The organism is Pseudomonas sp. MS646 (assembly GCF_036693845.1).
Lineage (GTDB): Bacteria > Pseudomonadota > Gammaproteobacteria > Pseudomonadales > Pseudomonadaceae > Aquipseudomonas > Aquipseudomonas chlororaphis_E.
In genome coordinates this window covers 2781992-2793501 of sequence record NZ_CP144763.1, presented here as the reverse complement: position 1 = coordinate 2793501, position 11510 = coordinate 2781992, and the positions used below count along the sequence as shown (strand labels likewise).

General features: G+C 64.7%; 11 protein-coding genes. 7 read left to right on the top strand and 4 right to left on the bottom strand.

Annotation, left to right across the window (positions count from 1 at the left end; genetic code table 11):
* The first annotated feature begins 28 nt into the window (after nucleotides 1–28).
* The 5 genes from V3H56_RS12335 to V3H56_RS12315 all read left to right on the top strand — a co-directional run bounded on the left by V3H56_RS12335 (nucleotide 29) and on the right by V3H56_RS12315 (nucleotide 3670).
* Nucleotides 29–394, top strand: a complete 366-nt coding sequence (locus V3H56_RS12335) for a cupin domain-containing protein (protein WP_047738093.1) — start codon at nucleotides 29–31, stop codon at nucleotides 392–394.
* Between the two features lie 157 nt (nucleotides 395–551).
* On the top strand, nucleotides 552–1211 hold the full coding sequence (locus V3H56_RS12330; protein WP_047738092.1) for a LuxR C-terminal-related transcriptional regulator: 660 nt from the start codon (nucleotides 552–554) through the stop codon (nucleotides 1209–1211).
* A gap of 84 nt (nucleotides 1212–1295) precedes the next feature.
* Nucleotides 1296–2117: a molybdenum cofactor biosynthesis F family protein gene (locus V3H56_RS12325; RefSeq protein ID WP_042728394.1), complete on the top strand. Its 822-nt coding sequence runs from the start codon at nucleotides 1296–1298 to the stop codon at nucleotides 2115–2117.
* Nucleotides 2110–2913, top strand: coding sequence for an SDR family oxidoreductase (locus tag V3H56_RS12320; protein ID WP_042728393.1), 804 nt, complete (start codon nucleotides 2110–2112; stop codon nucleotides 2911–2913). Before V3H56_RS12325 ends, V3H56_RS12320 begins: the two co-directional genes overlap by 8 nt.
* Entirely contained in the window at nucleotides 2903–3670 is a 768-nt protein-coding gene (locus V3H56_RS12315) for an SDR family oxidoreductase (protein WP_047738090.1), read from the top strand. Before V3H56_RS12320 ends, V3H56_RS12315 begins: the two co-directional genes overlap by 11 nt.
* Nucleotides 3671–3835: 165 nt before the next feature.
* On the opposite strand, the gene feaR is transcribed toward V3H56_RS12315, so the two are convergent.
* The 3 genes from feaR to V3H56_RS12300 form a co-directional block, all read right to left on the bottom strand.
* A complete protein-coding gene (feaR, locus tag V3H56_RS12310) occupies nucleotides 3836–4798 on the bottom strand; it encodes a transcriptional regulator FeaR (protein ID WP_042728391.1) in 963 nt (320 codons plus the stop codon).
* Nucleotides 4799–4921: 123 nt separating this feature from the next.
* On the bottom strand, nucleotides 4922–5542 hold the full coding sequence (locus V3H56_RS12305) for a DUF3156 family protein (protein WP_080922012.1): 621 nt from the start codon (nucleotides 5540–5542) through the stop codon (nucleotides 4922–4924).
* Nucleotides 5487–6986: an APC family permease gene (locus V3H56_RS12300; RefSeq protein ID WP_042728390.1), complete on the bottom strand. Its 1500-nt coding sequence runs from the start codon at nucleotides 6984–6986 to the stop codon at nucleotides 5487–5489. The genes V3H56_RS12305 and V3H56_RS12300 overlap by 56 nt, the downstream gene beginning before the upstream one ends.
* Before the next feature lie 292 nt (nucleotides 6987–7278).
* Here V3H56_RS12300 and V3H56_RS12295 point away from each other — a divergent pair, with 292 nt between their 5' ends.
* The gene (locus V3H56_RS12295; protein ID WP_338474694.1) at nucleotides 7279–8607 is read left to right on the top strand and encodes a hypothetical protein; all 1329 of its coding nucleotides are present in this window, start codon (nucleotides 7279–7281) and stop codon (nucleotides 8605–8607) included.
* 39 nt (nucleotides 8608–8646) lie between these two features.
* Here the strand turns inward: V3H56_RS12295 and V3H56_RS12290 are convergent, their stop codons facing one another.
* The gene (locus tag V3H56_RS12290; RefSeq protein ID WP_338474693.1) at nucleotides 8647–9618 is read right to left on the bottom strand and encodes a methyl-accepting chemotaxis protein; all 972 of its coding nucleotides are present in this window, start codon (nucleotides 9616–9618) and stop codon (nucleotides 8647–8649) included.
* 205 nt (nucleotides 9619–9823) lie between these two features.
* Here V3H56_RS12290 and V3H56_RS12285 point away from each other — a divergent pair, with 205 nt between their 5' ends.
* Nucleotides 9824–11311, top strand: coding sequence for an aldehyde dehydrogenase family protein (locus V3H56_RS12285; RefSeq protein ID WP_042728387.1), 1488 nt, complete (start codon nucleotides 9824–9826; stop codon nucleotides 11309–11311).
* Nucleotides 11312–11510 lie beyond the last annotated feature (199 nt).

Genomic DNA, 11510 nt, shown 5'->3' with positions numbered 1-11510 from the left:
TCTATTTCAATCATCAGGAGTCACCGCCATGCCCCTTATCACCCTCAAGAAAGACATCCAGCTGTCCGAACTGGACGCCTGGGGTACCGTCGCCGACCTGGGTTCGCAAATCCTCGAAGGCGAAGTCAAGGCCTTCGGCAAGATGACCTTCGGCGCCCCGACCGATCCCGTCAGCAGCGCCTACTTCGGCACCACACAGGGCAAGTTCCGGATGGTGTATCCGTTTGCCGAGCAAGCCACCGTGGTCACCGGCGAAGTGGTGCTCACCGACGAAGCCACCGGCCAGAGCACCCGCTACAAGGCTGGCGACAGCTGGTTCGTGACCAAGGGCACGCCGGTACTGTGGGAAGTGGTCAGCGAGAGTTTCGTCAAGCACTACTTCGCGGTAGTCTGAGCACCGTGACCGTGGCGAGGGAGCTTGCTCCCGCTGGGCTGCGAAGCAGCCCCGCTTTTATGCGATTCGGGAGCAAACTCCCTCGCCACAAAAACGCCCTGGCCGTAGGGGTTCACGTTCTTCCCTCAACCGCAATGTGCTTGCGAAGGTTGCGCCCATGAACCTCATTCCCACCCAGGACATCGCCGGCCACTGCCTGCACGCGTTCACCCAGTTGATTCCCGCCAGCCGGGCGGCCTTCTACTGTGTCGACCGCCACTTGCAAGCCCATGACTTCAGCCTGCACGGCATGAGTGGCGAGATGCACCGCGACTACCTGGACAACTACCGCCAGTTCGATCCGCTGCAACCGCGCAACTGTGTCTGCGATGAACAGGCCGTGGTGCCGCTGGGCCTGGCGATGACCCGCCAGCCGGTGCGCGACAGCCAGCGCTACCGCAGCTTCCTGCAACGCTACGGCGTAGTGGATGTGGTGGAAGTCTTCGCCCGTCGGGACGGCCAGCCGCAAGCCGCCATTTCGTTATTGCGCACCGCCGAACAAGGCGCCTTCACGCCTCAGCAGTTGTCCCAGCTCGGCGCGTTGCAAACCCTGTTGCAACTGGCGGTGGCGCACCTGCCTGCCCAGGCGGATGCCCTGGACGGCTTGACGCCCAAGGAGCGCCAGATCGCCCTGCTGCTGCGCGAGGGCGTCAGCAACAAGCACCTGGCCCGGGAGTTGAACGTCGGCTTGCCGACCATCAAGACTCACCTGATCAACCTGTTCCGCAAGGTCGGCGTCAGCAGTCGCACCGAGTTGGTCAGCGCGCTGTTTCTCTGAACGGTTCAACCATCCGGTTGATAGTGCACAGATGCCCCAGAGCCCATGATCCGGCGGGTGACTACACCCAACCGGAGCCTTGCAATGAGTACATCTACAGACTGGATCACCGTCGGCGCCCTGGCCGATGGCTTTGCCCCCGACGCCTTCATCCTGCCGAACCTGGCAGACCTGAGCGGCAAGACCTTTACCCTGAACTTCGCCAATGGCTGGCAGATCGAGCATCGGTTCGAGCAGGACACGTTGTCCTGGCACGCCGCCGACGGGCACTCCAGCGGCACCGCGCCCTACCGCGCCACATCGGTTCGCCCGGGCCTGTACCTGGTGGACTTTCTCAAGGGCGAAGGCCGCCAGACCCTGTCGGTCAGCCTGGTGCTCGACACCGCCAACGCTGCGTTCACCGCCGTGATCGGGCGCATGCCCGAGCCAGAGCAAACCCGTGAAGGGCTCTACGGCCGCGCCCTGGCGGGCAAGCCCCTGACGAGCGTCGGCGTCGACTTCCTCCACGGCAGCCTCGACCGGCCCTGGCAAGACGGCCTCTGCCCGCACGCACCGAGCAACGAGCTGGTGGGGCTGCGCAACCTGTATCGCTACAGCCCAAGCGAAGTCTACGAACACATCTACCTCAATGACCGGTTCTACGCCTGGCAGTGCCTCAAGGGCGTGGAACAAGGCCTGTGCGACACCGACCGGTGCGACACCTACAAGGTCGCCGACCAGCTGTATCTGTTCGTCTGGCGGGAAAAAATCATCCCGACCCTCGGCCTGGTGCTGATCGACCTGCAACAACACCGCAGCGACGGCAAGATTTTCGGCTACGCCGGTGCGTCCTTCGATGAATACTCCAATTTCCCGGTCAGTTCCTACTGCCAGGTCCTCAACCAGACGGAGTATCCCGATGCCTGAATCACGCACCGTGGTGATTACCGGCGCGGGCACCGGCATCGGTGCCGCCTGCGCCCGGTTGTATGCCGCCGAAGGCGCCAACCTGGTCTTGATCGGCCGACGCCGCGAGCCCCTGGAAGACCTTGCCAGGGAAGTCGGCGGCCTGGTGTTGGTGGGCGACGCCGCGTGCCCGACGACCTGGGACGGTTTCATCGCGCAGATCCGCCAGCGTTTCGCTCGACTCGATGTGCTGTTGGCCTGTGCCGGCGGCATGGGCCAGGGCAGCGCCACCCAAACCAGCCCGCAAGCCTGGGACGCGGCCATGCGCAGCAACCTCGACAGCGCGTTCTACAGCGCGCGGGCCTGCCTGCCCTTGCTGCAGGAAAGCGCCGGCAACGTGGTATTGATCGGGTCCATCGCGTCGTTGGCGGCCGGGCCGCAAGTGTGCGGCTACACCACCGCCAAACACGCACTGCTGGGCCTGAACCGCTCCCTGGCGCGGGACTACGGCCCCCAAGGCGTGCGGGTCAACGCGGTCTGTCCGGGCTGGGTCCGCACGCCGATGGCCGATGAGGAAATGCAGGTGCTGATGCAGTTCCACGGTGAAACGCTGCAACAGGCCTACGACCGAGTCTGCGCCGACGTGCCGTTGCGCCGCCCCGCCAGCGCCGAGGAGATCGCCCTCGCCTGTCGTTTCCTGGCGTCCCGGGACGCCTCGATCATCACCGGCGTGGCGCTGGTGGCCGACGGTGGTTCGAGCATCGTCGACGTACCGACCCTGGCGTTCAGCCACATGGAGGTGACCCATGGCCAATGACCTGGATTTCAGCGGCAAGACGGTGTTGGTGACTGGCGGTGCCCAAGGCATTGGTCGGGCCATTGTCGAAGCCTTCGCCTGGCGTGGGGCTCAGGTGGTGATCGCCGACCTCGGCCTGGCGCGGGCCGAGGCCCTCGCCAGCGAGCTGACGGCCGGCGGCTACCAGGCGCAAGCGGTGGGCGTGGACCTCGCGGACGCCACGGCGATATCGGCCATGATGGGCGGGCTGCAAGAGCGCCTGGGGCGCCTGGACGTGCTGGTGCACAACGCCGGCTACTTCCCGTTGACGCCTTTTGCGCAGATCACCCCGGCGGTGCTGGAACGCACCCTGGCGGTGAACCTGTCGGCGCTGTTCTGGCTGACCCAGGCGGCGCTGCCGATGTTCCGCCGCCAGGGCCAGGGCTGTGTGCTGGTGACGTCCTCGGTCACCGGCCCGCGCGTGGCGTACCCGGGGCTTAGCCATTACGCCGCGTCCAAGGCCGGGGTCAATGGTTTCATACGCAACGCGGCACTGGAGCTGGCGCCCGAGCAGGTGCGGGTCAACGGTGTCGAACCGGGCATGATCGCGACCCCGGCCATGGCCAACCTCGGTGACGATGACCTCAACCAGGACATCGCTCGGCGCGTGCCACTGGGGCGATTGGGTCGTCCCGGGGACATTGCCGGCGCCATGCTATACCTGGCCTCTGACCTGGCCGCCTATGTGACGGGCCAGACCCTGGTGGTCGACGGCGGTTCGACATTGCCGGAAGTCTGAGGCGATCCAGCGGGCGGTGGTGAGGACAGCACCACCGCCTTCGCGGGCAAGCCCGCTCCCACAGGTTCAGCAGTGTTCCCTTCTATTTCGGATCCACCACAACGCCGCCTGTGGGAGCGGGCTTGCTCGCGATGGCGGCGGTTCGGCGGGCACCGTTCCTGCGTCTCAGGCCACTCCCTGCGCCTGTTGCAGATGGCTTGCGCGAAAGTCCTTGGGCGAGAGTTCGAACTGCTTCTTGAACGAGCGGCTGAAGTGGGCCGAGTCGGTGAAGCCCCATTTGTAGGCAATCGAGGTAATGGACTCGTCCCGCAGGAACGGGTTGGTCAGGTCATCGGCGCTGCGCTTGAGCCGGGCTCGCTGGATGTAACGGCAGACGCTGTCGTCCTGTTCTTCGAACAACCGGTACAGATGGCGCACCGAGATGTTCAGGCGGTTGGCCAGGCCCACCGGGCTGAGGCCGGGCTGGTTGAGGGATTCGTCGATGACCTTCTGCACGTAGCTGCGCAGATGGCTGCCCTGCAGCGCGGCGCCATCGTCACGGGCATCGCTCGTGTGCTCCAGCGCCGAGCCCAGCAAGGACACGAACGCACTCTGCAGGGCCTCGCCCTCGCCCGCCGCGCCTTCGCCGTCCGGCGTGTCCTTGCACAACTGGTCCATCAGCACGTGCAACATCCGCCCGCAGGCCTTGCTCGACGAGATCTTGCCGAAGGTCCTGGTGTCCCCGCCCAACTGCCTCGACACCTGCTGCCGAGACAAGGACAGCACGGCATGCTCGATCAGGCCGAACGGGCTGATCTCCAGTGCGCCCGCCGAATCCATCAGTAACAACTCGCCGGGGGCCAGTTGGATGCTCAGGCCGTTCTGGGTGATGCGGCAATAGCCACTGCGCTGGCTGACCAGCAGGCAATCCTGATCGTCGTCGTGGTCGGGATTGGGCGAGTGGCGCTTGATGGAACCGGCGTTGGTGCGCAGGTTCGACAGGGAAAGACCGCCGCGGCAGAAGTTCGAGACCTGGCCGATAAACAAGGCACGATTGAAAGCCAGCTCCGTCTCGAAATACCCACACGTGGCGCGCAGGTCCCGGTTCCAGGTCTCCAGCCCGTCTTGCCCAACCTGTTGCATGCTCATGGCGTTCTCCGCAGTGGCTTATTGTTTTTGTGCGGCAATAGTTAACATGTTATCTATATGCACGCAACAAATACCTGATCGCCAGAGCAGAAGCAGGATTGATGCCAGGGCGGCACTACAGGGTCAGAGGCTTGCCAATACCCGTTGCAGGCCGCTCAGGGATGCCAGCAAGGCTGCGCGTTGTTCGCCTCCGAGCGCGATGTAGCGCCGAAAGGCCGGCATGCGGTTGACCACCTCGCTGCCGCCCATGTGTTCCAGGCGCACGCACCACTGGCGCTCGTGCAGGTCGATGCGCAGGCGCTTGAAATCCAGCGGCATGAGCGCCTGGTACAACCCCTGATCGTGCGTTACCGCCGCCTGCAACCGGGCCGCCAGCGCCTGGTCGGCACCCCGCTGGCGACAGCGCAGACCCTTGCGGCGAATAGCCCCGCCGTGGTGCAGCTCCAGGCGCGCCGTGCCCTCCATCGACGCAGGCACGCGCAACACGAATTCGGTCATCACCAGGTGCATCAGCCACTGTGATTCGGTGCGCTCGACAATCTCCAGTTGCAGCCGGCCGTCGTCGCTGGCCACAGTAGCCGTCGTCGGCCCTGACCACACGAAGTGCGCCAGCCCGAGGTTGCGCCGCACGTGTTCCAGGGTCACCCCAGGCCGATAGCCGGCCGGGTGGCGATGGGCGCGCAAGCGCTCAGACAGTCTTTGCAGCACGGTCGATAAACTCGCCGGCAGGTTGCCCTGGCTCATGGGAAAACTCCTTGGCCAGCACGTCTTCCACCGACGCTGGCATGAATGGATTGACCTTCTGCACCACCAGGGTCCAGAACAAGGCGTAGGCCGCGGTGCCACCGAGCATCACCGCGAACGGGATGTAGATGTCGGCTGGGTTCATGCCGGGCGGCGTGATGAACCACATGCCCAGGAGGATGCCGACACTGGACAGGATCTGTGGCAGCGGAAAGAACGGCGAGCGATAGGCCCGCGGCAGGTCTGGCCGACGAATGCGCAGGCTCACCACCGACACCGTCACCAGCAGGTAGGCAAAGCTCCAGGCACACACCGCCGCTAGTACCAGGTGCATGATGTTGTCGGTGTTGCCACCGAGCCACAGCGCATGCAGGCAAGGAATCAACGCCGCCACCAGGATGCACAGCAAGGGTGTCTTGAAACGCGGGTGCAGGTAAGTGAAGACCTTGGGCAATGCGCCGTCCACCGCCATCCCGTAGAGAATCCGCGGCACGCCGGCCATCAGGGTGTTGATGGTCGCCGCGCCGGCAAACAGGAAGCCGATCCCCAGCCACAGCGGGCCGATATCCCCCATGACCTGCTCGGCGAAGCGCGGAATCGCCATGGGCGTGTCCAGCAGGTGCACGCCGCTGGCGGCATCGAGCAGCACGTTCTCCACCTGGCGTTTCATCGCCGCGCCGTAGATGAACATGCACGAGGCGACGCTCAGCAAGCCGAGGATCATCGCCCTGGGCATGACCTTGGCCGAGTGGCGCAGGTCCGGCGCCAGAGGCGTGACGAACTCGCAGCCCACGAACATGAACATGGCCATGCCCACCAGCGAGAGGATGGTGATCAGGTCGGTGCCCACCAGCGAAACCCCGAACCAGCCTTCCAGTTGCACCGCTGGCGCCGCGATCAAGCCGAGCACGCCAAATACCATCAACGTGGTCCACATGCCGAAGGTCAGGATGATCTCGGCTCGGCCGAACGCACTGACGCCGAACGCGTTGAGCACCCCGAACACAATGACGAACCCGACCCCGAGCAACCAGGAACCGCCGGCAGACTCGGCCAGGGTGTTCAGGTGCTCGAAGTTCACCAGCGCCATGACCCCGGACAGGATGGTCTCGGCGGTGCCGGCGAACACGTGCACGATCAGGTAGGCCGACAGCGTGCCGGTGATCGCGAAGAAACGCCCCATGCCACAGTTGATGTAGTCATAGACCGAGCCGGTGGTGGGCAGGATCGACGCGGCCTCGGCGAATGTGGTCGCCTGGGCCAGCATCATCACCACGGCAATCAGCATCGCCACGGCGAAGGCGCTGCCACCGATACCGAAGCCCATGGTTGCGGTGAGAATCACCGGGCTGGCCATGATCAGGCCGATGGTGCTGGCCAGGGCGGTGGGAAATCCCACCGTGCCCCGGTTCAAGTGCGCGGTGAGTCGGTCATTGATCGACATGGTGCAGATCCTCGAGAAGCGGATTTTTTAGTAGAGGTGCCACAGCCGTCCAGGAGCCGGCATTCAAGCCCCCCAGCCAGTCCCTGATCGAAACGGCGTTGCGTGCAGCTTCACTTTGCGCCGCCGCGCCACAGGCGTCTTGCCCATGTCTGCCGCCACTCTTGTTGCTGCCTGCCAGCGCCCGCGGCCTGGCGGGCTGGATCAATTCCCTGGCAGCCAGGTGAAAGACTTCCCCCCGCGCAGCTCCCCTTAATGAGCACTCTGCCGTCCTATTACACTGGGGAAAAACACCATGGAGCACACACGCCACACACCGCTACTGCGCAACGCCATCGGCCTGGGCATCGCCCTGCTGGTTGCCGACTCATCGGCCCAGGCCCTTGAGCTCTACGCCGACCAGGACACCACCGTCACCGGGAACTTCCTCGCGGTCTACGGAATGTTCAACAGCCGCAAGAACTACGATGGCACCGGTGGCGGCTCCAGCTGGCGCGAAGGCTTCATCAAGTATGGCCTGAGTATCGACCAGGCATTGGCCGGCATGGGCAGTGTCTACGGCACCGCTAACCTGGTCAGCTCCGGCACCTGGGGCGACGGTGACCCGGCCGGCCTGAGCGATGGCTCGGAGCGCACCACGAAATTCGATGAGGCCTTCGCCGGCTGGCGCTCGGGGGACCTGTTCCCGGTATTGGGCAAGGACGGCGTCGACCTCTCCTACGGTCGCCAGGTGATCACCCTCGGTGACGGCTTCATCATCAACGACGACGGCTTGAACCTGGGCAAGGGCCCGGCGGACGGCGACCTCAATCGCGGTGGCGCCTATTACCTGGCCGCCCGCCACGCCTTCGACAAGACCGCCGTGCTGCGCCTGGGAGCGAAGGACGGCGTGCATGGCAGCCTGATGTGGATCAAGTCCGACAACCGCGCCCAGGCCAACACCGAAATGGCCGCCGGCACCCTGGAATACACCACCGCGCCCGGCACCCTGGGCCTGACCTACATCCACGGCATCGACGTCGATGACCACTACGCCAGCGACTTCCAGAAACAGCGCGAAGGCATGAACATCTACAGCCTGCGGGGCAGCGGCAACGCCGGCATCGAAAACGCCCACTTCGCTTTCGAATACGCCTGGCAGGACAAGGACGCCGGCCCGGAAAAAGCCTGGTACACCGAGGCCGGCTACACCTTCGCCGACCTGCCCTGGACACCGGACCTGACCTATCGCTACAGCCGCTACTCACAGAACTGGGACTCGATGTTCAACGGCCTGAGCCGAGGCTACGGCACCTGGTTCCAGGGCGAGGTGGCCGGCAACTATTCCGGGCCGTTCAACAGCAACACGGCCATCCAGCACGTCGGCCTCAAGCTCAAGCCGACGGACACCGTGACCGTCGGCGCGCTGTTCTTCGACTACCAGACCCTGCACGACCGCCAGGCGTTGAACCTCGATGGGCGCGAGCTGGACCTGTATGTCGAATGGGCCGTGAGCGAACACCTGATCGTCACGCCGCTGCTGGGGCTGTACAAGCCGGAGAAGGATGACAACAGCGGCGGCAACCAGGTCGGCGGCAACGGCACCAACGTCTACAGCCAGTTGGTGGTGGCGGTGCCGTTCTGAAGGCGTGGGGGCTGCCGGCGGCGGCAGCTCCCCGTGCGTCTATTGCTTGTGCTGGTGCAACATCGTCTGGATCTGATGCGTGGCCTGGCGCGTGCTTTCGGCCAGTTTGCGCACCTCGTCGGCGACCACCGAGAACCCCCGCCCGACCTCACCGGCCCTGGCGGCTTCGATCGCGGCATTCAAGGCCAGCAGGTTGGTCTGGTCGGCAATGCCCTTGATCACCCCGACCACCGTGGCGATCTGGGCGTAGGTCACCTGGTTCTGCTCCAGCATGCGGTGGTGGGTGGATTGGGCCGAGCGCTCGTCGCTGATGTCGCGCACCGCACCAATCACCCGGACCAGCCGTCCCTGGGCATCGCGCACCGCCCGTCCGCGTTCGCGGCACCAAATGTAGTCGCGGCTCTTGTGGCGCATGCGGTACTCGAAGACGTATTCGCCACTGCCTTGGGTGCCGAGGATCTCGCGGTCGAAAATCGCCATGATCTTCGGCAGGTCATCCGGATGCGTGATGCCGACCTGGGCATCCCAGCCATCGGGCAGTTCGTCCGTCCCATAGCCCAGCAACGCGCGAAACTGGCTGGAAAAACGCATGCTGCTGGCCGGGTGCTGCAGGTCGCCGTTGACCACCGTGATGTCCCAGCAGCCCTCGGTCAGCGTCGATTGCAACAACGCCCAGATCTGCGCTTCCTGGTGGTGTTGCTGCACTTGCTGACGGTATTCGTCCCGTTGGCGTTCCAACAACTGTTCGCGGCCTTGAGTCTGTTCCAGTTGTTGGCGCAACATCTCCCGTTCGCGCTCGCCCTGCTGCCACCGCGCGGCCTGCTCGGCCAGTTGGGCCTCGACCTGAAGGCAACGCTCGGCGCTGCTCGCCATTTGCCGGGCGTGTTGGGCCAGGCATGCCCGCAACGGCGGGTACGCGTCGAGCATCGGCGTGTCCTCGGTGTCGCCGGCCAGCGCTCGCTGCACCTGGGCGCTCAACGCCAGTTTGTGTCGGTTGGTCTGGAGAAACATCGCCCGCTCCTTTGCCATCGAGTCGAAACACTGATCTGACCGCAAACACGCGCCGCTGGCTTGTACCTGGCTGCTGAAGGCCTTGCTCCTGGCTGCCAGGGCCACGTCCTGGCAGGCACGCACATGCCGCGCGGCAGGCACAGTCAAGCCGGGCCGCCGCGCAGCGATTAACCTCGGGGCTTTCCCTTCGCGATAGGAAACACCCATGAGCGATATTGCCCTACTGCCTCAGGTCGAAGCCTTTCTCGGCCGGCGTCACGCACTGTTCATCGATGGTCGCTACGTCGAAAGCCAAGGCAGCCAGACGCTGGACGTCATCAACCCGGCCACCGGCCACGTCATCGCCCAGGTCAGCGACGCCAGTACGGCCGATATCGATCACGCGGTGGAATCGTCTCGACGCGGCTTCAGGCAGTGGTCCCAGGCCGCACCGGCGGTTCGTGGCCAGGTGCTGCTCAAGCTCGCGGACCTGCTGGAGCAGCACCGCGAAGAGTTGGCCCAGATCGAAACCTGCCAGTCGGGAAAAATCATCCACATTTCCCGCGCTTTCGAGGTCGACCAGGCGGCGCACTTCCTGCGTTACTACGCCGGCTGGGCCACCAAGATCGGCGGCGAGACGATCACCCCGTCACTGCCCTCCTTCGCCGGAGAACGCTACACCGCGTTCACCCTGCGCGAACCGGTCGGGGTGGTGGTGGGCATCGTGCCGTGGAACTTCTCCACCATGATCGCCATCTGGAAACTGGCGTCAGCCTTGGTGACCGGCTGCAGCATCATCATCAAGCCCAGCGAGTTCACGCCGCTGACCATCCTGCGCATTGCCGAACTGGCGATCGAGGCCGGCCTGCCGGCGGGCGCCCTGAACGTGGTCACCGGTGGCGGCCAGGTGGGCAAAGGGTTGATCGAGCACCCAGGCACCAACAAGGTTTCGTTCACCGGTTCGGTACCCACCGGCCTCGCCGTGGGCCAGGCAGCCATGGGCGCCGGACTGACCCGGTCGACCCTGGAACTGGGTGGGAAAAATGCCGCGGGCTTCCTGCGCGATGTCGACCAAGAGGTGGCGGTCAACGGCATCATCGAAGCCGGCTTCCTGCATTCGGGGCAAATCTGCGCGGCGGCGGAACGGTTCTTTGTCCATCGTTCACAGATCGAGCCGATCATGGAAAAACTCGCCCAGCGCCTGGCCCGACTCACCATCGGTTCGCCCCTGGACGAACGCACCGAGTTCGGCCCGGTCACCAACCACTCGCATCAGCGCAAGCTCGGCGAGTTCTTCGCCAAGGCCCGGGCGCAGAACAACACCATCGTCCATGGCGGCAAGCTGATCGAAGGACCGGGCTGCTACGTCGAGCCAACGATCATCCTCGCCAACCGCCGCGACGACGCCCTGCTCAACGAAGAAACCTTCGGCCCGATCGCGACGTTCTTCCCCTACGACACGGAAGAAGAACTGCTGGAACTGATGAACGACACGCCCTACGGCCTCAGCGCCAGCCTCTGGACCCAAGACCTGAGCAAAGCCCTGCGCATGGTCCCGGCCATCGAAGCCGGCACCGTGTGGGTCAACATGCACACCCTGCTCGACCCGGCCGTACCTTTTGGCGGCAGCAAGTCTTCAGGGATCGGCCGGGAATTCGGCAGCGCATTCATCGATGACTACACCGAGTTGAAATCGGTAATGATCCGCTACTGACCCTTGCTCCGGTGGGCGGACTCAACGCCCACCGGCTCTAGAGAACACAGCCCCCCACCGCCTGTGGGAGCGAGCTTGCTCGCGAAAGCGGTGAATCAGCTGGAAATAATCCAAAGCAGAAATCGCCTTCGCGAGCAGGCTCACTCCCACCTTCCGTGGGAGCGAGCGGCTCGCGAAAGCGGCCCTCTTGCAACAACCT